This is a genomic window from Streptomyces sp. NRRL F-5755 (genome assembly GCF_001279365.1).
Taxonomy (GTDB): domain Bacteria; phylum Actinomycetota; class Actinomycetes; order Streptomycetales; family Streptomycetaceae; genus Streptomyces; species Streptomyces rimosus.
Map to the genome: position 1 here is coordinate 1 of NZ_LGCW01000026.1, position 21,176 is coordinate 21,176.

General features: G+C 71.9%; 27 protein-coding genes. 13 read left to right on the forward strand and 14 right to left on the reverse strand.

Features of this window, described 5'->3' with window-relative positions:
• Positions 1 to 130 precede the first annotated feature (130 nt).
• Positions 131 to 847, reverse strand: a complete 717-nt coding sequence (locus ADK86_RS05110) for a PadR family transcriptional regulator (protein WP_053695499.1) — start codon at positions 845 to 847, stop codon at positions 131 to 133.
• Between the two features lie 97 nt (positions 848 to 944).
• Here ADK86_RS05110 and ADK86_RS05115 point away from each other — a divergent pair, with 97 nt between their 5' ends.
• Both ADK86_RS05115 and ADK86_RS05120 read left to right on the forward strand, forming a co-directional pair.
• Complete coding sequence (locus ADK86_RS05115) at positions 945 to 1,682, forward strand: bleomycin resistance protein (protein ID WP_053695500.1); 738 nt, start codon at positions 945 to 947, stop codon at positions 1,680 to 1,682.
• 251 nt (positions 1,683 to 1,933) lie between these two features.
• Positions 1,934 to 2,302 carry a hypothetical protein gene (locus ADK86_RS05120; protein WP_053695501.1) on the forward strand — a complete coding sequence of 123 codons (369 nt, stop codon included), beginning with the start codon at positions 1,934 to 1,936 and terminating at the stop codon, positions 2,300 to 2,302.
• A 63-nt stretch (positions 2,303 to 2,365) separates the two neighbouring features.
• Here ADK86_RS05120 and ADK86_RS05125 read toward each other — a convergent pair whose 3' ends face one another.
• From ADK86_RS05125 to ADK86_RS05135, 3 genes are all read right to left on the reverse strand, one after another.
• Entirely contained in the window at positions 2,366 to 2,911 is a 546-nt protein-coding gene (locus ADK86_RS05125; protein WP_053695502.1) for a DinB family protein, read from the reverse strand.
• 253 nt (positions 2,912 to 3,164) lie between these two features.
• Positions 3,165 to 4,622 carry an aldehyde dehydrogenase family protein gene (locus ADK86_RS05130; RefSeq protein ID WP_053695503.1) on the reverse strand — a complete coding sequence of 486 codons (1,458 nt, stop codon included), beginning with the start codon at positions 4,620 to 4,622 and terminating at the stop codon, positions 3,165 to 3,167.
• Positions 4,623 to 4,711: 89 nt separating this feature from the next.
• On the reverse strand, positions 4,712 to 5,575 hold the full coding sequence (locus tag ADK86_RS05135) for a helix-turn-helix domain-containing protein (RefSeq protein ID WP_063760933.1): 864 nt from the start codon (positions 5,573 to 5,575) through the stop codon (positions 4,712 to 4,714).
• A 320-nt stretch (positions 5,576 to 5,895) separates the two neighbouring features.
• Between ADK86_RS05135 and ADK86_RS05140 the strand changes: the two genes are divergently transcribed.
• Positions 5,896 to 6,396 carry an ATP-binding protein gene (locus ADK86_RS05140; protein ID WP_053695504.1) on the forward strand — a complete coding sequence of 167 codons (501 nt, stop codon included), beginning with the start codon at positions 5,896 to 5,898 and terminating at the stop codon, positions 6,394 to 6,396.
• A 110-nt stretch (positions 6,397 to 6,506) separates the two neighbouring features.
• On the opposite strand, the gene ADK86_RS05145 is transcribed toward ADK86_RS05140, so the two are convergent.
• From ADK86_RS05145 to rpmG, 5 genes are all read right to left on the reverse strand, one after another.
• Positions 6,507 to 6,746 (reverse strand): DUF397 domain-containing protein, encoded by a 240-nt coding sequence (locus tag ADK86_RS05145; protein ID WP_003984637.1) that lies wholly within the window; start codon positions 6,744 to 6,746, stop codon positions 6,507 to 6,509.
• A gap of 270 nt (positions 6,747 to 7,016) precedes the next feature.
• The gene (gene rpsR, locus ADK86_RS05150; protein WP_053695505.1) at positions 7,017 to 7,253 is read right to left on the reverse strand and encodes a 30S ribosomal protein S18; all 237 of its coding nucleotides are present in this window, start codon (positions 7,251 to 7,253) and stop codon (positions 7,017 to 7,019) included.
• A 151-nt stretch (positions 7,254 to 7,404) separates the two neighbouring features.
• Positions 7,405 to 8,625, reverse strand: coding sequence for a GTP-binding protein (locus tag ADK86_RS05155; protein ID WP_234345718.1), 1,221 nt, complete (start codon positions 8,623 to 8,625; stop codon positions 7,405 to 7,407).
• Positions 8,625 to 8,879 (reverse strand): type B 50S ribosomal protein L31, encoded by a 255-nt coding sequence (locus ADK86_RS05160; RefSeq protein WP_003984634.1) that lies wholly within the window; start codon positions 8,877 to 8,879, stop codon positions 8,625 to 8,627. The genes ADK86_RS05155 and ADK86_RS05160 overlap by 1 nt, the downstream gene beginning before the upstream one ends.
• Before the next feature lie 8 nt (positions 8,880 to 8,887).
• Positions 8,888 to 9,052 (reverse strand): 50S ribosomal protein L33, encoded by a 165-nt coding sequence (rpmG, locus tag ADK86_RS05165; RefSeq protein ID WP_003984633.1) that lies wholly within the window; start codon positions 9,050 to 9,052, stop codon positions 8,888 to 8,890.
• Positions 9,053 to 9,102: 50 nt separating this feature from the next.
• Here rpmG and rpmB point away from each other — a divergent pair, with 50 nt between their 5' ends.
• Together rpmB and rpsN are read left to right on the forward strand one after the other, a co-directional pair.
• Positions 9,103 to 9,339, forward strand: coding sequence for a 50S ribosomal protein L28 (rpmB, locus tag ADK86_RS05170; RefSeq protein WP_053695506.1), 237 nt, complete (start codon positions 9,103 to 9,105; stop codon positions 9,337 to 9,339).
• Complete coding sequence (gene rpsN / locus ADK86_RS05175) at positions 9,339 to 9,644, forward strand: 30S ribosomal protein S14 (protein WP_030596480.1); 306 nt, start codon at positions 9,339 to 9,341, stop codon at positions 9,642 to 9,644. The genes rpmB and rpsN overlap by 1 nt, the downstream gene beginning before the upstream one ends.
• 48 nt (positions 9,645 to 9,692) lie before the next feature.
• On the opposite strand, the gene ADK86_RS05180 is transcribed toward rpsN, so the two are convergent.
• From ADK86_RS05180 to ADK86_RS05190, 3 genes are all read right to left on the reverse strand, one after another.
• Entirely contained in the window at positions 9,693 to 10,289 is a 597-nt protein-coding gene (locus ADK86_RS05180) for a Uma2 family endonuclease (RefSeq protein ID WP_053695507.1), read from the reverse strand.
• A gap of 92 nt (positions 10,290 to 10,381) precedes the next feature.
• Positions 10,382 to 11,227, reverse strand: a complete 846-nt coding sequence (locus ADK86_RS05185; RefSeq protein WP_003984629.1) for a nitrilase-related carbon-nitrogen hydrolase — start codon at positions 11,225 to 11,227, stop codon at positions 10,382 to 10,384.
• A 170-nt stretch (positions 11,228 to 11,397) separates the two neighbouring features.
• Positions 11,398 to 12,165, reverse strand: a complete 768-nt coding sequence (locus ADK86_RS05190; protein ID WP_053695508.1) for an alpha/beta fold hydrolase — start codon at positions 12,163 to 12,165, stop codon at positions 11,398 to 11,400.
• 251 nt (positions 12,166 to 12,416) lie between these two features.
• On the opposite strand from ADK86_RS05190, the gene ADK86_RS05195 reads away from it, so the two are divergent.
• The 5 genes from ADK86_RS05195 (at position 12,417) to ADK86_RS05215 (ending at position 17,337) form a co-directional block, all read left to right on the forward strand.
• Positions 12,417 to 13,541, forward strand: a complete 1,125-nt coding sequence (locus ADK86_RS05195; protein ID WP_053695509.1) for a winged helix DNA-binding domain-containing protein — start codon at positions 12,417 to 12,419, stop codon at positions 13,539 to 13,541.
• Positions 13,542 to 13,629: 88 nt separating this feature from the next.
• Positions 13,630 to 14,232, forward strand: a complete 603-nt coding sequence (locus tag ADK86_RS05200) for a DUF2975 domain-containing protein (RefSeq protein WP_053695510.1) — start codon at positions 13,630 to 13,632, stop codon at positions 14,230 to 14,232.
• Positions 14,232 to 14,489 carry a helix-turn-helix domain-containing protein gene (locus ADK86_RS05205; RefSeq protein ID WP_053695511.1) on the forward strand — a complete coding sequence of 86 codons (258 nt, stop codon included), beginning with the start codon at positions 14,232 to 14,234 and terminating at the stop codon, positions 14,487 to 14,489. The genes ADK86_RS05200 and ADK86_RS05205 overlap by 1 nt, the downstream gene beginning before the upstream one ends.
• Positions 14,490 to 14,548: 59 nt before the next feature.
• Entirely contained in the window at positions 14,549 to 16,216 is a 1,668-nt protein-coding gene (locus ADK86_RS05210) for a bifunctional 3'-5' exonuclease/DNA polymerase (protein WP_053695512.1), read from the forward strand.
• 110 nt (positions 16,217 to 16,326) lie between these two features.
• Complete coding sequence (locus ADK86_RS05215; protein WP_234345719.1) at positions 16,327 to 17,337, forward strand: alpha/beta hydrolase; 1,011 nt, start codon at positions 16,327 to 16,329, stop codon at positions 17,335 to 17,337.
• On the opposite strand, the gene ADK86_RS05220 is transcribed toward ADK86_RS05215, so the two are convergent.
• The gene (locus tag ADK86_RS05220; protein WP_053695514.1) at positions 17,303 to 17,902 is read right to left on the reverse strand and encodes a TetR/AcrR family transcriptional regulator; all 600 of its coding nucleotides are present in this window, start codon (positions 17,900 to 17,902) and stop codon (positions 17,303 to 17,305) included. The genes ADK86_RS05215 and ADK86_RS05220 overlap by 35 nt on opposite strands.
• 136 nt (positions 17,903 to 18,038) lie before the next feature.
• Between ADK86_RS05220 and ADK86_RS05225 the strand changes: the two genes are divergently transcribed.
• From ADK86_RS05225 to ADK86_RS05235, 3 genes are all read left to right on the forward strand, one after another.
• Positions 18,039 to 18,737, forward strand: coding sequence for a hypothetical protein (locus ADK86_RS05225; RefSeq protein WP_053695523.1), 699 nt, complete (start codon positions 18,039 to 18,041; stop codon positions 18,735 to 18,737).
• A 132-nt stretch (positions 18,738 to 18,869) separates the two neighbouring features.
• Positions 18,870 to 19,757, forward strand: coding sequence for a DeoR/GlpR family DNA-binding transcription regulator (locus ADK86_RS05230; RefSeq protein WP_078951834.1), 888 nt, complete (start codon positions 18,870 to 18,872; stop codon positions 19,755 to 19,757).
• Positions 19,758 to 19,789: 32 nt separating this feature from the next.
• Positions 19,790 to 20,209, forward strand: coding sequence for a RidA family protein (locus tag ADK86_RS05235; protein WP_053695515.1), 420 nt, complete (start codon positions 19,790 to 19,792; stop codon positions 20,207 to 20,209).
• A gap of 63 nt (positions 20,210 to 20,272) precedes the next feature.
• On the opposite strand, the gene ADK86_RS05240 is transcribed toward ADK86_RS05235, so the two are convergent.
• The gene (locus ADK86_RS05240) at positions 20,273 to 21,139 is read right to left on the reverse strand and encodes an arylamine N-acetyltransferase family protein (protein WP_053695516.1); all 867 of its coding nucleotides are present in this window, start codon (positions 21,137 to 21,139) and stop codon (positions 20,273 to 20,275) included.
• Between the last annotated feature and the right edge of the window lie 37 nt (positions 21,140 to 21,176).

Here is a 21,176-nt window from a genome sequence, read left to right on the forward strand (position 1 = left end):
GGGTGAGGGCGGGGACGGGGACGGGGGCGGGTGATGGGCTCACGGTGCCTCCTCCGGAGAAGAAATCAGTAGACAAATTTGACTACCGGCCCAGGAAGGTACGCCTGCGAAGCACTCTAGTCAAACTTGATTATTCGACGGACGGCCCCGGCCCGGCGCCATCCTCCGCATCCGCATTCGCATCCGCATCCGGGCCCCCATCCGGACCCGCATTCGACTCCGGATCCGGCTCCCCCGTAGCGAACGGATTCTCCTGCCCCTCCGCCAGCACCCCCACGAACGGCTCGCCCTCGCCCGCGAAGACGTACGCCCCGCGCTCGATCCGGTCGATCAGCCCGCGGGACCAGTCCGCGCCGGTGTCCGCCGCGTTCACCCACATGTTCATGATCTCGCCGATGTGGCCGAGCTGTTCCGGGCCGTCCGCCGGTGTGTAGTACTCGGTGACCGACTCCCGCCACTCCTCCAGGCCCCGCACCCGCTCCTTCAGCAGGGCCACGGCCTCCTCGCGGGGCAGGTCGACGATGAAGCCGATCGCCGCGCTCAGTTCGTCCACCTTGCGGTCGTACTGGGACAGGGAGTCGCGCAGCAGCTTGAAGTACTCCGCCGTGCCCGCCTCGGTCATCTCGTACTCCGTGCGCGGGGGGCCGCCGGCGGTGCTGGGGGCGATGTCGTGCGCGTGCAGCAGCCCCTGCTTCGCCATCTGTTTGAGGGCGTGGTAGATCGACCCCGGTTTGGCGTTGGACCACTCGTGGGCGCCCCAGTATTCGAGGTCGTTGCGCACCTGGTAACCGTGCGCCCGCCCGTGCTGCCGCACGGCCCCCAGTACCAACAGCCGGATCGCCGACATCGTCTCCTCGCATCCTTCACACTCGCGCTGCCGCCAGCCTAGACCTCTTCTCTACTCAAGTTTGAATACCCGCTTGGCGCGCCCTACGCTCACCCGCATGGCCGAGACCGTGATTCCGATCCTCCCGTGCCCCTCCATCGACGAACTCCTCGACTTCTACCGGGCCCTCGGTTTCGAGGTGACCTCGTACCAGAAGAGCCCGAACCCGTACTGCGGCGTCCGCCTGCGCGGCATCGAGCTGCAGTTCTTCGGGATGAAGTCGTACGACCCGACCACCTCGTACAGCACCTGCTACATCCTGACCGACGACGTGGACGGGCTCCACGCGGCCTTTCGCGCGAACCTGAGGGCCGCGTACGGCAAGGTGCCGACCCGCGGGCTGCCGCGGATCGGGGCGCTGAAGGACATGGCGTACGGCCTGCGGCAGTTCCTGATGACCGACCCCGGCGGCAACTGCATACGCATCGGGCAGCCGATCGCGGACAGTTTCGACTACCCGGCCGTCCCCAAGGAGCGGTACGCGCGAGCCCTGCACCAGGCGACGCTGTTCGCCGAGTCCAAGGGCGACCACGCCGGGGCGGCCCGCATCATCGACCGGGTGCTGGAGGACGAGCGGGACGCACCGGGCAGTGAAGCGGCACCGGCCGGGCCGACCGCGCTCCAGCTCTTCCAGCTTCTCGTCCTGCGCGCCGAGACGGCTGCTCAGTTGGACGGCTCGACAGCGGCCGTTCCCTGGCTCGACCGGGCGGAGGCGGTCGAACTCGACGCCGCGGAGCGCAAGTCGGTACGCGACGCGCTGCGCCGGGCGGCGGAGTTGCGCGACGACGTGGGCTGACGGCGTGGGCGGCCGGGCAGCGGGGCGGAATGGGCCGCAGGCACCCCGTACGGCCGGGCCACTGTCCGGGACACGCCCGTCCCAGCGCTCTGACCAGCCCGGACACCGCCTGCTTGTCCGGGACAGGCCGACCCCGTTGTCCCGCCGTCATGGCCGTACGCAGACTCCTGGCCCGTCGGCCGGAGTTGGGGCGGAAGCCCTGCCCCTCCCGGCCGCGAGCTGTCCAGATGGTTTCTGCGAAGGGATACCGCATGCGTACGTCGAAGAAGCTGGTGGCCGTGGCCGGACTGGTGGCCGGAAGTGGACTCATCTGGGCGGGGCCTGCAACGGCTCAGACGAGCGCGCCGACGACGACCGCGGCGGCCGTACGGGCTCTCCCCGCCGGTACGGCGCTCTCCCCCGCCCAGGCCCTCGCGGCGGGGTGCACCAAGGGCGGTCACGGCCAGTCGGTCGGTTTCGCTAACTGCCCCGCGTCCTTCGGCAAGTTCAAGGTACGGGTCTGGTGCACCTGGGCCGGCAGCGGCCTCAGCGCGTCGTGGCGCACCAAGTACAACGCCGCGAGCTGCAGCACCGGCAGCGTGCACACCGAGTCCAACGGCATCGAGATCATCAAGTACTGAGCGCGGCGCCCGGCACCGGCACGGGGGGCTGGTGCCGGGTCCGCCCGGTACGGAGGGGCCGCCTCAGCCCTGCGCCGCGCGCTCCTCGTCGACCAGGGTGAAGGCGGTCTTGCCGTCCAGGGACTCGCGGATGATGTCCGCGTGGCCGGCGTGCCGGGCGATCTCCTCGATCAGGTGGAGCAGCAGCCAGCGCATCGACTGCTCCGCCTTCGGCGGGAACCAGGGGGCCTCGGGCAGCGGGAACGTGCCGTTCAGGTCCGGCTGCGACCGGATGAACTCCTCGGTCGCCCGCGCCGTCTCCGCCCACTCCGCGAGCACGCTCGCGACCGTCTGCGACTCCTCCAGCTGGAAGCTCAGGTGGTAGTTGGTCATGTCGCGCTGGACGGTGTGCGGCACCTGCTGGGCGGTTTCCAGCCAGTCGCGCTCCACCTCGGCGACGTGCTTGAGCAGACCGGCCAGGGACAGTTCGCTGGCGGACGGCTTACGGGTGGCCTGTTCGTCGGTGAGCCCGAGAACGGACCGGCGGATACCGCCGCGCTGCGCCTCCAGGAAGGCCAGGAGCGCGCCGCGCTCGTCGCCGTGGGCTTCGGCCGGAACGTGAGTGGGCATGGGAGCCGCCTTTCGTGAGGGCCGCGGCGCTGCTGCCGTGGTCCGACAGGGAAAAAGCTACGGGCCATTGAGGACAGGTGGTGTCCTCAATGGCCCGCGGCTTTGGCCGCATGCCGAAAATCGCCGGCCTGGGTACGGGAAGCCCCGGCCACCGGCGCCCGTCCGGGCCGCGTCGGCCGGTCCGGACGGGCGTACGGGCGGTGGCGCGGACGGACGTACGGGCGGTGTGGCGCGGACGGAAAGCGGACGGCCGTCAGAACGGGAACCGCGACCGCCCGTGCTGAATGGAGATCCACTTGGTGGTGGTGAACGCCTCCACCATCGCGTCGCCGTTCAGCCGCCCCAGCCCGGAGCCCTTCTCGCCGCCGAAGGGCACGATCGGCTCGTCGTGCACCGTGCCGTCGTTGATGTGGATCATGCCGGTCTCGATGCGCTTGGCGAACCGCACGCCGCGCTCGATGTCCGCGGTGTGCACGGCGCCGCTGAGCCCGTACGGGGAGTCGTTGGTGATCCGTACGGCCTCCTCGTCCCCGTCGAACGGGACCAGCGAGACGACCGGGCCGAAGATCTCCTGGGCGAGCGCGCACGAGCCCTCGGGCAGGCCGGCCAGGACGGTCGGGCCGACCAGCGTGCCCCGGGCCGTGCCGTGCACCAGCGCGGTGCCGCCCTCGGAGACGGCGCGCTCCACCACCGCGGTCACCGCCTCCGCCTGCCCCTCGTTGATCAGCGGGCCGATGTGGGTGGCCGGATCGGTCGGGTCGCCCACCTTCAGGGTCTTGACCTTGGCGACGAACTTCTCGGTGAACTCCTGCTCCACCGCGCGGTCCACCAGCACCCGGTTGGCGGCCATGCAGACCTGGCCCTGGTGCACGAAGCGGCTGAAGACGGCGGCGTCCACCGCGTAGTCGATGTCGGCGTCGTCCAGGACGACCAGCGCGCTGTTGCCGCCCAGCTCCAGGACGGTGCGCTTGAAGTGGGAGGCGGCGACGGTCGCGACGTGGCGGCCGACCTTCTCCGAGCCGGTGAAGGAGATGACCTTCGGCACCGGGTGCTCGATGAGCGCGTCACCGATCTCCGCGATGTCGGTCACCACGACGTTCAGCAGCCCGGCCGGCAGCCCGGCCTCCTCGAAGACCTTGGCGACCAGGCCGCCGCCGCAGACCGGGGTGTTCTGGTGGGGCTTGAGCACGACGGCGTTGCCGAGCGCGAGCGCGGGCGCCACCGACTTGACCGACAGCAGGAACGGGAAGTTGAAGGGGCTGATGACGCCGACGACGCCGACCGGGAGGCGGTAGAGCCGGTTTTCCTTGCCGTCCGCCGGGGACGGCAGAATGCGGCCCTCGGCCCGCAGCGAGAGCTGGATCGCCTCGCGCAGGAATTCCCGTACGAGGTGCAGCTCGAAGGCCACCTTGGCGTGCGTGCCGCCGACCTCGGCGGCGATCGCCGCGCCGAGTTCCTGCTCCCGGTCGTCGATGATCCGCAGCGCGCGCTCGAAGACCAGCCTGCGGGTGTACGGGTTGGTGGCCCCCCACTCCCCCTGCGCGCGTTCGGCGGCACGGTACGCCTGGTCGATCTCGTCAACGGTGGCGACGGTTATGGACGCCAGCTTCTCCCCGTCATAGGGATTGAAATCGACGATGTCCCACGAGCCGCTTCCGGCCCGCCATTCGCCGTCGATGTACTGGTACGCCAACTCGTCGAAGAAGGACATGAGAAATCCCAATCTGGAGGGCGGGACGCGCATCGGAGCGTCCGGCCGGGGGGTGCTGGCTCCTGATTGGAACTCATGCTACCTACGGGTTAAGTCAGTTGGAGTAGACCACGTATCAAGTCCCTGGTCTCGGCCGGATTCGGACTGTCCTCCTGGAGGCGGTCCATGACATGCGCGTACTGCGCCACCTCGTCGCGCTTGTCGAGATAGAGGGCGCTGGTCAGCTGCTCCAGGTAGACGACGTCGGGCAGCCCGGGCTCCGGGAATCCGAGCGTGGTGAAGGCGCCGCTCTCGCCCGCGTGCCCGCCGAAACTGAACGGCATCACCTGCAGGCGCACGTTCGGCCGCTCGGAGAGTTCGATCAGGTGCCGCAGCTGCCCGCGCATCACCTCGCGGTCGCCGTACGGGCGGCGCAGCGCCGCCTCGTCGAGCACGCAGTGGAACTCCGGCGGGCGCTCTGCCAGCAACAACTTCTGCCGCTCCAGACGCAGCGCGACCCGGCGGTCGATTTCCGCCGCACCGGCATCGGGCATTCCGCGGCGCACGACCGCATGCGCGTACTCCTGCGTTTGCAGAAGCCCGTGCACGAACTGGACCTCGTAGGCGCGGATGAGGGAAGCGGCCCCCTCCAGGCCCACATATGTCTGAAACCAGCCGGGCAGAACGTCGCCGTAACTGTGCCACCAGCCCGCGACGTTGGCCTCCCGGGCCAGTACGAGCAGCGCCTCGCGCTCCTGCGGATCGTTCACGCCGTACAGCGTGAGCAGGTCCTCGACATCCCGGGCCTTGAAGCTCACCCGGCCCAGTTCCATCCGGCTGATCTTCGACTCGGAGGCGCGGATGGAGTAGCCGGCCGCCTCGCGGGTGATCCCGCGCGACTCGCGCAACCTGCGGAGCTGTGCCCCCAGCAGGATGCGCCGCACCACGGACCCGCTCGATTCACTTGCGGACACCTTTGTGACCCTCCCATGGCCCACCCCGTCCAACAGTGGGCCGCAGTCTGCCACGTCCGGGCTTCGTTGAGTGCTCATCCGGTTACTGATGTGTGAGGTCCGGGCAGCCGCTCCGCAAGAACACGTAGGAAGAAATACGCGTGAAGTGGCATGCCCGCCCCCAAACAGGGCGCGTGCACGTGCATCTGCCCTTGCATCTGGCGTACGCATTGGGAACCATGGGCAGCGCACGCATGCACGCTCGTGAAAGATCCGCCAGACCGCCAGATCCGGGTGCCCGGCCAGGATCATGACGTCCGCGAATGCCAGGGGTGCCTCGCATGGGAACCAAGGTTTCGACCATGCTCCAGCCGTTATGGCAGGGCTTTCCTTCCGCCGACCCCCTGGCCGTCTCCGGTTCCGTCTCCTATTCGCTGGCACCACGGTACGAGTCGGTGCGCGGTGCCCGGCAGTTCACCCGCGAGACACTGCACCGATGGGAGCTGGAGGAGATCTTCGACGGGGTCGCCCTGGTCGTCTCCGAACTGGTCACCAACGCGCTGCGGCACACCGCGGCGGTCGGCGGCGGACCGTGCGACACGTCCCACGACGACGCGTCCGCACTCCCCGCCAGGCTGCACCTGATGCGCTGGTCGTCCCGGCTGGTGTGCGCGGTACGGGACTCCAGCGACGCGTCACCGGAGGCCGGGGAGGCCGAGGCCGGCGCGGAGTCGGGCCGCGGCCTGTATCTGGTGGACGCCTTCAGTGACGGCTGGGGCTGGCACCCCCTGGCCGACGCGCCGCACGGCAAGATCGTGTGGGCGCAGTTCAGACTGCCCTGAGCGGCGGATGCTCCGGGGCCGCGGGGGCACGGGGCCCGGGGGCCCCGGAACATCCGCCGGCCTGCCCGGACGGCCGGAACCGTCCGGGCAGGCGCGCGGGCAGGCGGTGGTCAGTCCCTGACCAGGTGGTCGAACTCACCGTCCTTGACACCCAGGATCATCGCCTCGACCTCGGCCGGCGTGTAGACGAGCGCCGGTCCGTCCGGGAAGCGCGAGTTGCGTACGGCGATCTCGCCGCCCGGCAGCCGCGCGAACTCCACGCAGGAGCCCTGCGAGTTGCTGTGCCTGCTCTTCTGCCAGATCACACCGTGGAGATCCGTTGCGGCCATGCCGTTGTATGCGTCGGGCACAGGTGTCTCCCCCGGTGGATGCGATGGTCAGCGGTGGTGGATCCGGGCGCGCTGAGCGGTTGGCATTCGATGATGGTCTGTCAGTAGCAGTGCCGACAACAGGAAACGGTGTCAACTGCAACTGCTTGGGATCATAGCTGCGTTCATGTGCCGATGCATGGTCGGATGCACGTGCACGACGGCCCGTAAAAGCCTGGTCACAGCACGTCGAGCACCCTGGGCACCTCACGCAACACCCGCATCACCGGGCCACCGCGCCCGGGTCCCCGCTCACTTCGACGCGTACGGCAGCAAAGCCATCTCCCGCGCGTTCTTGATCGCCCGGGCCAGCTGCCGCTGCTGCTGCGCGCTCACCCGCGTGACCCGGCGGCTGCGGATCTTGCCGCGGTCGGAGATGAACTTCCGCAGCAGGTCGGTGTTCTTGTAGTCGATGTAGGTGATTCCGGCCGCGTCCAGGGGGTTGGGACGGGGCGCGGACTTCTTGCGGGGGTCGTGGCGACGGGGCATGGAGGGCTCCTGAGGTCGTACGGGCAGGTCGCGGCCGTAGGGAAGCGGCGTATGCGACCGGCGGGGAACGGGGAAGGCGGCCGGTGGAAAGCCGGCGGATCGGCGGCCGGCGCCGAGTCGGCGGACTGGCGGCCGGCAGGAATCCGGCGGATTACGGAACGGGATCGAGGAGTTCGTCGAACGCCGGGGCCAGCCGCTTCCACGCCTCGGGCCCGCCCGCGTACTCCTCGTCCGTCAGCAGGCAGGACTCCAGCAGCGACGTCAGACCGTCGCGGTCCAGCCCCGGCGAGGTGAAGACCAGGTGCTGCGCGCGGTCGCCGTGCTCGGGGTGCCAGTCCAGCGCGGCCGCGGCGCGGCGTACCGGCGGCACCATCTCCCAGGCGGCGTCCGGCAGCGCGGCCAGCCACGGACCGGCGTTCTCGACGCACAGCGCGCCGCCCGCCGCGTCCCACGACAGCAGCGTGTCCGGCCGGTCGGCCAGCCAGAACCGGCCACGGCTGCGGGCCGCCACACAGGTCAGGTCCTCCAGTGCCGCGTACAGCCGGGCCGGGTGGAAGGGCCGGTCGCGGTGCCAGACGAGCGTGCCGACACCGTCCGCGTCCGCCTCCTGCGGCAGCAGCGCGCACGCCGGGTGCTGCCGTGCCGCCGCCGCTTCCACGTCGAAGCCCGCGAGGGCCGCGGCGGCCAGCTCGCCCGGGGAGTCGACGGCCACCTGCCGGGCCGTGGGGTGCAGCTGCGCGAGCAGTGCCAGGTCGGACGCGTCGCCCTCCTCCTCGCCGGGCGCGATGGCGAGCACCGGCGGGTACTCCAGCTGCCGCGCCCAGGTGTCCGCGACGGTCCGCTGGTCGGAGGCCGCCGCGGCGAGCCCCGCCTCGGCCAGGTCGTCGCCGCAGCCCAGGTACGGCAGCAGCAGCGCCGGTTCGACGGCCGTGATGACGCCGGTCAGCGCCAGCTCCGTACCGCCGCAGGCCGTGACCACCTCGGCCATGGCCTTGGGCTCGACGGAGTCCCACAGCTCGACGACGGCCAGCCGGCAGGTGCGCCCCGCGGCCAGCCGCTCCAGCTCGGGCACCAGGTCTTCGCGCAGCGCGCAGCACGCGCAGTCGTTGACCAGCGGCGCCTCACCCGTGTCGAGTACGCCGCCGGCGTCCCGTACGGTCCGGCGAACCGTTCCTTCAGCGGCGGTGGCGAGGTCGTGGTGCAGCGCGACACTGCCGGGCACGGCGCGCAGCAGGCGCTCCACGGTGGTCCGGCGGGCGTCCGAGTGCAGCCCGCCGACGATCACCACGGGCAGCCGGTCCCCATAGCCGCCACTGCCGCCGGGGCCGCCGGTCGCGCCTTCCCGCGACGGGTCCTGCGACGGGCCGCCCATCAGCGGGCCCCGCGCTTCCCGTACCGGCGCTCGAACCGCTCCACGCGCCCCGCGGTGTCCAGCACGCGCGCCGTCCCCGTGTAGAAGGGGTGGCTCGCGGACGAGATCTCGACGTCGATGACCGGGTACGTGTTGCCGTCCTCCCACTCGATCGTCTTGTCGCTGGTCGCGGTCGACCGGGTCAGGAAGGCGAAGTCGGCGGCCCGGTCACGGAAGACGACGGGCCCGTAGGCGGGGTGGATTCCAGGCTTCATGACGCTGCTCAGCGCTCCTCTCGGAAGTCGACGTGGCGGCGGACGACCGGGTCGTACTTCCTCAGCACCAGCCGGTCGGGGTCGTTCCTGCGGTTCTTGCGGGTCACGTACGTGTAGCCGGTCCCGGCGGTGGACCGGAGCTTGATCAAGGGGCGTAGTTCGTTGCGGGCCATGGGCGCTACTATACAGAAATGGTTTCCATTTTCATTAGGAGGTCCTGACCTTGTCCGCCCACTGCCAGCTGACCGGCCGCGCCCCCGGCTTCGGCAAATCCGTCTCGCACTCGCACCGCCGCACATCGCGGCGCTTCGACCCGAACATCCAGCGCAAGCGCTACTGGCTGCCGAGCGAAGGCCGGCACATCCGGCTGACGCTGAGCGCCAAGGGGATCAAGACCGTGGACACGATCGGGATCGAGGCGGCCGTCGCCCGTATCCGCGCACGAGGGGAGAAGGTCTGATGGCCAAGAAGAGCAAGATCGCGAAGAACGAGAAGCGGCGCGCGACGGTGGCCCGCTACGCCGCCCGGCGGGCGCTGCTGAAGTCCGTCATCCGCAACCCGCACACCCCCGAGCAGGAACGGCTCGCCGCCCAGCGCGAACTGACCCGCCAGCCGCGCGACGCGAGCGCCACCCGCGTCCGCAACCGCGACAGCGTCGACGGCCGCCCGCGCGGCTACTTCCGCGCGTTCGGACTCTCCCGCGTAAACCTGCGCGAACAGGCGCACGCGGGGTTCCTGCCGGGGGTGCGGAAGTCGAGCTGGTAGGGGTGGGGGCGGTCCGTCCCGTGGGGACGGGGCGGGCCGTCCGTCGGCTCAGAACTGGCTGGTGTCGATCTCGAAGTCGAACGGGGCGGGAAGGGCGATCGTCTTGGAGAAGGCGACCGCCGACTCACGGGTGTACCGGTCCCCCGCGGGCTCGGAGTACAGGGTCACGCGGTGCGCCTCCCGGTCCACCAGGAGGTAGAGGGGGATGCCGACGCGGGCGTAACCGCGCAGCTTGGGGCCGCGGTCGCGGTCCGCGGTGGACTCGGAGGTCACCTCGCCCACCAGCATCACGGGCGACGGATCGTGGAATTTCAGCCGGCCGCCGAAGCTTCTCTTCGGGGCGATCACCAGGTCGGGAGTGACCTTTCCGGTGATCCATACGCCTGGCACGTTCAGTCCGAGCCCGGTACGCGTGCGCAGTCCCGCGTCCTTGCGGCGGCCGGACACCTGGTCCGCGACTTCGGCCACGATCTCCGCATGCTCGCCGTCGGCGGGTGCTGCCACGTGGATCTCCCCTTCGATCTGTTCCACGCCCCACCCCTCGGGGGCTGCCGCGCTCAACGCTGCGAAGGCCTCCTCGACCGACGCGATCTTGAGCGCGGCGCTGATCGCTTGCTGCTCGCGCTCCGGGGCTGACCAGGCCACAGGACCTCCTTCGTACGGAACGAGCCTGGCAGCACCGGTGACGTCATGCAGCCGTTCGGGCGATCCATCACCCGAACGAGTGTGCCCCCACTTCAGCTGTCCCCGCCCTCATCGATCAAGCGCCGCACCTCCCGGTCGATAAGACCCAGCCGGGCCTCGGCGACCAGGGGGACGGCGCGGCGCTGGCGGCGTGCCTCGGAGGGGTCGATGTCGACCGTGACCAGTGCGGGTTCCCACTTCGGGGCCTGTGCCACCACCGTGCCGCGCGGGTCCACCACGCGGGAGCCGCCCCAGAAGGTGGCGCCGTGCTCGTTGCCGACGCGGTTGACGAAGACGATCCAGCACTGGAGCATCCGCGCCGTGTAGGAGAGCAGGGTGTCCCAGTACGAGCCGGTGTCCATGGCCTCCGGGTCGAGGCTGGCCGCGCTGTTGGTGGGGACGAACAGGACCTCGGCGCCGTCCTGCACGGCGAGCCAGGGCAGTACCGGCTGCCAGGCGTCGTTGCAGACCAGCGTCGCGCCCCGGCCGCCGCTGGGGGACTTCGTGAGGCTGTAGGCGCGCAGCGACTGGCCGGGGCTGACGTGCTTGCGCTCCTCCCAGGAGAGGTAGTTGGGGAGGTACAGCTTGCGGTGGGCGTGCAGCAGCGCGCCGTCCGTGTAGTAGGCGGCGGTGTTGTACGCGCGCAGCACCGTGTGTTCGTGGAAGCCCACGAGGACGTCCGGGCCGAGCGTGCTCAGGTCGCGCAGCCGCGGGTCCTGCGCCTCGACCGACACGTCCCGGGGCAGGACGCCGAGGTGGTATCCGTGCAGGCTCAGCTCGGGGAAGACAACGAGGTCGGCGCCCTGTTCCGCCGCCTTCTCGACCTCTTCGCGCGCGGTGGCGACGTTCGCGTCCACCTCGCCCAGCGCACAGTCCGTCTGCGCCAGCGCCACCCGCATGCCCGTACCTCGCTCCGTCGGCCACCACGCCCGCCGTGACGCCACGCCGCGCGCCGGAGCGGCGGCGAGTCCGCTTCATTGCGTTTTGCGGCGTTACGGGCAGTACGTAGCCATGCTGACAGAGGTTGCGGGCGCGGGCGCGTCCGGGAAGGCGCGGCCCGGTGCCCCGCCTACCCCCGGAGGAATTCCTCCATCGTGGTGGCCAGGGCCACCGGGGTCTCGTGCATCGGGTAGTGGCCCGATCCCTCGATGGTGACGATCTCGACCTGCGGGTACCACCGCTGCCAGGTCTCCCGCATGAGGTCGGCGGTCACCGCCAGGTCGTACGCGCCGACGACCACCCGTACGGGCACGGGGTGGCGCTTGACCGCGTCCGTGACCGCCTCCGAGAGATCGAGCTGCTGCCAGCCGGCCAGATAGGAGGCGTGCGCCTCCTGGCGGGAGATGTCCAGGGAGTGCCGGACCATGCGGTCCAGCCAGATGCGGCTCGCGCGGTGGCCGGTGACCAGGTCGATGATGGCGCGGCGCTTGTCCGGGTCCGCCGAGGCGCCGTAGAAGAGCTCGTGCGTCGCCTCGTCCATCGGGTACGGCGCGGCGGGCACCGGCGCGAGGCCGAGGAGACGGTTCACCCGATGGGGCGCGTTGACCAGCACCTGCTGTGCGGCCTTGGCGCCCATCGAGTGCCCCACCAGGGAGAACCGGTCCCAGCCGAGCTGGTCGGCGAGGGCCAGCGCGTCGCCGGCGATCTCCGGCAGGTCGTAGCGGCCCGGGACGTACTTGCGGTCGCCGTAGCCACGGCAGTCGAGAAAGGCGTACGTGAAGGCGTCACGGTCGAGGAAGTCCAGGACGGAGCCCCAGTTGGCCGAGGTCCCGAACCAGTCGTGAAGAACGATCACCGGGTGCGGTCCGGAACCGATGGCGCGGTGCGCGATGGCCATATGGGCGACTCCCTTGTCTGCCGTGGCGGGGTGGGGCGGTATGCGGCGGGGTGGGCGAAGTGCGGCGTGTGACGGCCGGGCCCGGGTGGGCTCGGCGGGCGCATTCTCCCTTTACTCGGGTGGGCCGGGTAGGGGACGTAACCGGCCAATGTGGTGGTTGACGGCGCTACTTGACGGGGGCGGTCGACCGGGGCCGATGGTGGCGGGGCCGCGCGAGGGCCGTTGTCAGTGGGGTGGTGTGCAATGAGGTCATGAACGGGGATGTGCGGGTGACGTACGAGCAGGTGCTGGCCTGGCGGCTGCGGCGGCAGGGCCTCCTGCCTCGTACGGACGCGTCGGCCGAGGAGATCGTCGGGCGGCTCGCGGGAGTGCAGGCGCAGGTGGCCTCGGCGGCGGAGCTGGCGGTCGCGGTGCGGCAGGAGAAGCCCTCGACGGCGGGTGTGCGGGAGGCGCTGGAGACGCGTTCGCTCGTCAGGACGTGGGCCATGCGGGGGACGCTGCATCTGCTGCCGGCCGGCGCGGCGGGGGCGTATCTCTCCCTGCTCGCCGCCGCGCGGACGTGGGAAAAGGGCGCCTGGCAGCGGGCGTTCGGGGTGAGTCCGCAGCAGATGGAGGCGCTGGGCGAGGCGGTCGGGGAAATCCTGGACGGACAGGTGCTGACCCGGCGGGAACTGACCGGGGCGGTGCTCGCGCGGCCGGGCCTGCGCGGGCTCGGGGAACAGCTGGCGTCCGGGTGGAGCACGGTGCTCAAGCCGTTGGCGTGGACGGGGCGGCTGTGCCAGGGTCCGGCGCGCGGGCAGCACGTGACCTTCGCGTCGCCCCGGTCGTGGCTGCCGGGATGGCGCGGCATACCGGACCCGGAAGAGGCTGCGGCGGCCGTGATTCCGGCGTACCTGCGCGCGCACGGACCGGCGACGCCCGCGGTGTTCGACGCATGGCTGCTGCGGGGCGCCACGCGCAAGGCGGTGCTGCGGGGCTGGTTCGAGGCGCTGGGCGACCAGGTGGTGGAGGTCGAAGTGGACGGCGACCGGGCGTATCTGATGTCCGACGACGCGGAAGACCTCGCCCGCGCCGAACCCCACCACGGCCTGCATCTCCTCCCCGCCTTCGACCAGTACGTCCTCGCCCCCGGCACCTCCGACACCCGCCTGATACCCGCGTCCCACCGCGGCAAGGTGAGCCGGGCGGCGGGGTGGATATCCCCGGTGGTGCTCCTCGGCGGCCGGGTCGTGGGCACCTGGTCCCTGAGCGGTTCGACCGTGGAACTTACGACGTTCGACGGCTCGGCGCTGCCGGGGGCGGAGCTGGAGGCGGAGGTGCGGCGGTTGGGGGCTTGCGTGGGGGAGGAACTGGAAGTGGTGATGGGAGGCGGGTGAAGGGGGCGGTGCCGCGAGCTGCCGCTTGACGCGCACATATCGTTTTTCGATAGCATCGAAAAACGATATGCGACGGAGGGGCGGGAACATGAAGCACTGGTGGACGCGGCCTGCGGACTACGTGTTGGAGCTGATTCTCGGAGTGGCCTTGCTGCTGGTGGGGCTCTTCCACGTCGTCCTTCCGGTCCTGGGGGTGGCCGGACCGTGGGCGTCGGCCGACTCCAGAGAAGTACGCGTCGACGCGGCCGCGCGGCTGCCAAGTGGCGCCGCGTCCACCGCCATGACGCTGCGCGGGACGGACCGCGCCGAGCTGGTCTTCGCCGATCCCGGCCTTGGGCAGCGGCTGCCTCTGGTTCTTCCGGTGGTGGTGGGGGGACTGCTGATCAGCGTGGTGCTCGTGGCGTTGCTGCGGATGGCCCGTACCTTCCGGGACGGTGACTTCTTCGTGCCCGGGAACACACGGCGCCTCACCGTCGTCGCCGTCGCCCTCATGCTGCTGGGAGTTCTCGTCCCGCTGCTGTACATGATGACCACCAACCTCCTCGTCCGCGGGGAACCGATGGCCGCGGCGATCGCGCCCGCCCAGGACTACGCGGTCCTGCCCGTGTTCCTGGCGGCCCTCGCTGCCGCCGCGGCGGCGGCGTTCCGCAGCGGCACCCGCCTGCGTGCCGATACCGAAGGGCTGGTCTGATGCCGCCGGAGGAGGCGCACCGCATCGTGTGCCACCTGGACCGCCTGCTGGGCGAGCGCGGCATGACCCTGGCCCAGCTGGCCGAGCGGGTCGGTGTGACCGTCGCCAACCTCTCGGTCCTGAAGAACGACCGGGCCAAGGCGATCCGCTACAGCACGCTCAGCGCCATCTGCCGCGAGCTGGGCTGCCAGCCCGGCGACCTGCTCACCTTCGCCGCGGAGGACGGCGGCCGGCAGCGGCCCGGCGACGGCAGGTAGCCGCCGCCCGGCCCCGGACACGCCGCGCCATTGTCAGTGGTGGATGCGAAGGTGAGGCCATGCGGTGGGTTGTCGGGGGTTCCGGGGAGGGTGGGGTGGTGGCTTGTGCTGTGGACGGGGGTGGGCGGGTCGTGGGGGTGCCGGTCCGGGCGGGGAGCGTGGTGGCGGCCGTACGGGCTTGTCCGCAGGCGGAGCGGTGGGTGTGGCGCTCGACCTCGGAGACGTACCGCAAGCTGCTCGCGGCGGGGGTGCGGGTCGAGCGGTGCTACGACGTGGAGGCGGCCGAGGCGCTGCTGATCGGGCACGAGGAGGGGCAGTCCGGGCAGCCGCGGTCGCTGGCCGCGGCGTGGGCGCGGCTGCACCGGCTGCCGGTGCCCGACGACCCGCCGGTGCGCGGCGCGGAGACGCAGCCGTCGCTGTTCGAGCCGGGCCCGGTGCCGCTGCCGCCCGGCGTGGACGAGTTCACGGCGCTGCTGGAGGTGTACGCCGCTCAGTTGGAGCGTACGGAGCGGGCCGAGCACCCGGACCGGATGCGGCTGCTGCTGGCCGCCGAGTCGGCCGGCCTGCTCGTGGCCGCCGAGATGACGCGCGCCGGGTTGCCGTGGCGGGCGGACGTGCACCGGGAGTTGCTGGACGAGCTGCTGGGCGAGCGCTATCCGGGCGGGCTGGAGCCGCGCCGGATGGCGGAGCTGGCCGATGAGGTGTCGCGGGCGTTCGGGGAGGGTGTGCGGGTGCGCCCCGACCTGCCCGCCGAGATCGTCAAGGCGTTCGCCGGCGCCGGGATCACGCTGCGCTCGACCCGTAAGTGGGAGTTGCAGGAGGTGCGGCACCCGGCGGTGGCGCCCCTCCTGGAGTACAAGCGGCTGTACCGGCTGCACACCGCGCACGGCTGGTCGTGGTTGCAGCAGTGGGTCCACGAGGGCCGCTTCCGCCCGGAGTACCTGCCCGGGGGCACGGTTTCGGGGCGCTGGACCACCAACGGCGGTGGCGCGCTGCAGATTCCGAAGGTGGTCCGCAGGGCCGTGGTCGCCGATCCCGGCTGGCGGCTGGTGGTCGCCGACGCCGAGCAGATGGAGCCGCGGGTGCTCGCGGCGGTCTCGCGGGACCGCGGGCTGATGGAGGTGGCGGGCAGCGGCCGCGATCTGTACGCCGACCTGGCGGCGCGGGCGTTCGGGGGCGACCGCGACCAGGCCAAGCTGGCGCTGCTGGGGGCCGTTTACGGCCAGACGTCCGGGGACGCCCTCAAGCACATGGCGGACCTGCGGCGGCGCTATCCGGCTGCGGTGGAGTACGTGGACACGGCCGCGCGGGCGGGCGAGGAGGGCCGTCTCGTACGGACCTGGCTGGGGCGTACGTGCCCGCCCGCCTCCGTGGCGCCGCCCGACGAGGCGGGCCTGCCGCAGGAGGAGGCACCGGCGTACGGCAGCACGGCGGGTGCCCGGGCCCGCGGCCGGTTCACCCGCAACTTCGTGGTGCAGGGCAGCGCCGCCGACTGGGCGCTGCTGATGCTGGCCGCGCTGCGCAGGTCGCTGGCGCCGCTCCGGGCGGAGCTGGTCTTCTTCCAGCACGACGAGGTGATCGTGCACGCCCCCGAGGAGGAGGCCGGGGCGGTGGCCGGGTTCGTGGCGGAGGCCGCCGAGCTGGCGGGGCGGATCGCGTTCGGCGAGACGCCGGTGCGGTTCCCGTTCAGTACGGCGGTGGTGGAGTGCTATGCCGATGCGAAGTGAGGTGGGAAGCGGGCAGCCGAGCTGAGACGGAGGCCGGGTGACGGGGTAGGCGGAGAGGAGGGCCCCTCTGGGGGTGGTGACCGGACGAGTCCGAGTGGTGGGAGTGGCGAGTGCCTGCTGAGCCCGTGGACCCGGAGCTGGCGCCCGTCCTGGAGCGACTGCCGCCGATGCTCGACCCGTACGCCGACATCGCGGGCACCCGCGCCGGTCTGCACACGCTGGCCTGCCATTTCCCGGCGGACCGGGACGGGGTGGTGAGCGAGCGGTTCGGGGTGCCGCGGCCGGACGGTTCGGAGCTGGCGGTGGAGGTCTACCGGCCGGTGGACGCGCCGGGCCCGCTCCCGGGCGTGCTGCAGTTCCACGGCGGCGGTTACACCTTCGGGCAGGCGCCGCCCGGCGAGGACCGTACGGCGATCGAGCTGGTCCGCGCGGTGGGCGCCGCGGTGGTGTCCGTCGAGTACCGCCTCGCGCCGGAGCACCCGTGTCCGGCGGCGGTCGAGGACTGTTTCCTCGCCCTGGAGTGGACGGCGGGGCGGGCGGCGGCGCTCGGCATCGATGCGGCACGCCTGGCGGTCGGCGGGCAGTCCGCCGGGGGCGGCCTCGCCGCGGCCGTCGCGCTGATGGCCCGCGACCGTGGCGGCCCGTCCCTGGTCCACCAGTCGCTGGTCGTGCCGGACCTGGACGATTCGGCCGGTACGCGCCCGACGCCCGCGGACGGCGATCCACGGCTGCCCGACGGCGCGTTCGTACAGCGGGGCTGGCGGCATTACGCACCCGAGGGGGCCGGCGCGCACCCGTACGCGGCGGCGGCCCGCGCCACCGACCTGCGCGGCCTGCCCGCCGCGTGCGTCGTCGTCTGCGGCCTCGACCCGCTGCGCGACACCGGGCTCGCCTATGCCCGCCGGCTGGCGGACGCCGGTGTGCCGGTCGCGCTGCACTACGTACCGGGCGCGTGGCACGGCTTCGAGATGTTCGCGCCGGACACCCGGCTCGCGCGGGAGACGACGGCGTACTGGACGGGGCGGCTGCGTGCCGCGTTGCACAGCGGGCGCGAGGGCGGCTCCGAGGAGGGGCCTGGTTCCGGCCTCACCCCCCGGCCGTCATCAGCAGCCCCCGCGTGATCCGCACCATCGCCGCGACCAGCACCTCACGCGGCTGCTCGGGGTGATCCAGCCACCACAGGGCGAGTCCGTACAGGGAGCTGCGGATCGCCTCGCCGAGCGGTTCCAGCTCGGCTTCCGGCAGGCCGGGGATGTACTCGCGCAGGAGCGCCACGTCGGTGGCGCGCTGGCGGCGTTGCAGTTCGCGGTGGAAGTCCTGCACCTCCGGGTCGCCGGTGGTGTCGCGGAACATCATGCGCCAGATGTACGGATGGCTCCGCACGTGCCCGAACCACGCGTCGTACATCGCTTCCATGCGCGTGAGCAGGTCGCCCTCACCGTGCAGGAGCTGCTGGACGGGCGCGGCGGCGAGTTCGTCGCGGTGGCGTTCCAGGAGGGCGAGGTGGAGTTCCTTCTTGGAGTCGAAGTGGCGGTAGAGCATGGGTTTGCTCAGGCCGGCGCCGTCGGCGATGTCGCCGATGGTGGTGCCGGCGTAGCCGCGCTCGGCGAAGAGGCGGGCGGCGGTGTCCTCGATGCGTCTGCGGGTCTCGGCGCGGGCCGCGCGCGTCCGGTCGATGTCGCTCATGGGCTCGCCTTCACGGTGTCTTCGATGGATACTGAGGCGTGTACTCAAGCGTGTACCACGGAGTATACGCAGCAGTAACTACGGCTGAGGGGAATCGGCCCACGTGGCGGGCCGGCCCCCGGAACGGGGTACGAACGTGATCGTTTCCGTGCATCTCGCCGACATCGGCCTCCGCGCCGCCCGCGACGTCCTGCGCTCCCGCCCGCGCCCCGGCGCCCTCCCCGGCCTGCGGCACGCGCAGACCGCGCTGACCGGCGGCATCGCGGCCGGACTGCCGCGGCTGCGACCGGGGCGCGCCGCGCTGATCGCCGCGTGGGACGACGACGCCGCCCTGGACCGCTTCCTGGCGGGCCATCCACTGGCCGGGCACTTCGCCTCCGGGTGTCATGTACGTCTCGAACCGCTCGGGATACGGGGCTCCTGGTCCGGCATGCCCGTCGAGGTCGCGCCCGACGCCCGCCCGGCGGACGACGACGAGCAGGTCGTGGTGCTCACCCTGGGCGAGACCCGGCTCCGCCGCCTGGGGCCGTTCCTGCGCGCCAACTCCCGGGCGTCCGGGCGGGCCGCCGCCGACCCGGCCATGACGGCGTCGGCCGCGCTGGCCCGGCCGCCACGCTTCGTCGGCACCCTCTCCGTGTGGCGCAGTCTGCGCGAGATGACGGCGTACGCCTACGGTGAGCGGCGTCCGGAGCACCGGGAGACGGTCGCTGCGCACCGGACCCGGCCGTTCCACCACGAGGCGGCGTTCGTCCGCTTCCGCCCGTACGCGGCGCACGGGACGCTCGGCGGCCGGGCCCTGTGCGAGACGGCGGCCCCGGGCGTGCCCACGCCGTAGACGAGGCGGCGACCACGCCGTAGACGAGGCGCCGGTCCCCGGTGCGGCCACGCCCCGCACGAGGCGGCGACCCGGGCGTGACCACGCCATAGACTCGGCGGACAGCCGAGCACGTACGGAAAGGGATCAGCGTTGGCCGACACCGGAGCAACTCCAGACGCCTCGGCACCGGCCACGGGAGCGGACCGGTCCGCGGAGGGCGGCGAGAAGGCCGTCAGGACCGCGGCTGCCGAGGGGAAGCTGAGCCCCAAGGACCGGCGCAAGCGGATCGCGGACCGGGTGCTGGCCGAGGGGCAGGTCAGCATCGAGGACCTGGTCCAGGAGCTGGGCGTCAGCCAGATGACGGTCCACCGCGACCTGGACTCGCTGGAGCACCAGGGCTGGCTGCGCAAGGTGCGCGGCGGGGCGACCGCCGCGCCCAACGCCCTGTTCGAGTCCAACGCGCGCTGGCGCGGCAACGAGCAGGTGGCGGCGAAGGAGGCGATCTGTGCGGCGGCGCTGGCGATCGCCGAGCCCGGCCAGGCCGTGATCATCGACGACTCCAGTACGGCGCTGCCGCTGGCCCGCTCGCTCGCCTCGCGCGGCGCGTACACGGTCATCACCAACTCGCTCCAGGTGATCAACGAGCTGGCCGAGGAGCCGGACATCCGGGTGATCGCGCTGGGCGGCGAGTACCACGCCGCCTTCAACGCCTTCCTCGGCATGTCCACGGCCGACATCGCCCGCAGCTTCCGCGCCGATGTGGCCTTCCTGTCCACCTCCGCCGTCGACAACGGCCACTGTTACCACCAAGCGCAGGAGAATGTCCTGGTCAAGCGGGCTTTGATGGCGGCGGCGCGGCGCCGGGTGCTGCTGGTGGACCACTCCAAGTTCGGCCGCCAGGCGCTGTACGAGCTGGCGCCGCTGGCCGATTTCGACCTCGTCATCTCGGACGAACGGCTTCCGCAGGAAGAGCGGGACGCGCTGCAATCCCTGGGGGTGCGGTACGAGTTGGCCGCCGAGGGAGCACACCGGGCATGAGGCCATGAAGGCATGAAGGGGGCACACCGGGGATGAGCGAAGGACAGGCACCCGGCGGTTTCGAGCGGGTCAATCCGCCCGAGCTGTCACCGCCGACCGGCTTCAGCCACGCCGTACGGGCCGCGCCCGGGACGATCGTGTTCCTGGCCGGGCAGACCGCGCTGGACGGGTCGGGCCGCATCGTCGGCGACGGCGTCGTCGAGCAGTTCGAGCGTGCGCTGAGCAATCTGCTGACCGCCGCCGCAGCCGCCGGCGCGGGCCCCGGCGACCTGGCCAAGCTGACGGTCTTCGCCGTGGACGTGCCCGACTACCGCAGCAACGCGGCGGCCATCGGCCGGGTGTGGAAGCGGCTGGTCGGCGGCGACTACCCGGCGATGGCGGTGATCGGCGCGACGCGGCTGTGGGACGAGGCGGCGCTCGTGGAGATCGAGGGGTTCGCGGTCGTACGGTAGCCGCGCCCGGCCCGGCCCCGGCCGCTCACCGGGGCCTGCCCGCCCGCCGGGAGCCTGCCGGGCCTACGCCGCCGGCTGCTCCCGGTGCAGGGCCACCAGCTCGGCCGCGTCCCGCTCGTCCAGTACGAGGCCGAAGTCCGACTCCAGTACGGCCGGCAGTTCCTCGGCCGGGACCTGGCGCACCACCCGGGACCAGTCGGGGCGGGTCAGTGTCAGCTCCGTACCGATCAGGGTGCGCCGCAGGTCGGGGCCGGGCTGCTGGACCACCAGCCGGCCGGTGAACGGCGAGCGCGGGTGGGTGGAGATGTAGTAGTTGAAGACGGCGTAGTCGGCCGGGTGGCGCGCCTCCGGGCCGAAGGCGTACAGGTCGAACCAGCCGTCCTCGTGCCGCGACCGCAGCACCCAGGTGCCGCAGTCCGCGTCTGTGCCCTGCGCACCCTCCGTCCCTTCGCGTACGAGGCCGAACGTCCAGCCGCCCTGCCGGACCTCGATGCCCTCGCGCAGCGGGACCGGCGCCAGCAGCGCCTCGCCGCCGAAGCCGACGTCGGTGATCCAGTCCTCGCCGTCCAGCCGCACCTTGAGGAGCGCGTGGGTGACCGGCCGGATCTTTGACTCGCCCATGCGGATACGGGCGCCCAGGCCCGAGACCTGGAAGCCGAGCCGGTCCAGCGCGGCGGCGTAGAGCAGGTTCTGCTCGTAGCAGTAGCCGCCGCGGCGGCGGCCGACCATCTTCTCCTGGAGGGACTTCAGGTCCAGCGGGACCGGCCGTCCGAGGATGATCTCCAGGTTCTCGAAGCCGAAGGTGGCCGCGTGGCGGGCGTGCAGTTCCCGCAGGGTGGCCTCGGTGGGCGTGCGCTCGCCCGCGTATCCGATGCGTGCGAGGTACGCGTCGAGGTCCAGCTGGTCCCCGCCCCAGACGGTGTCGCTCATGGTCGGTCTCTGCTCCTTCGTGCCCTGGGGCGGCCGC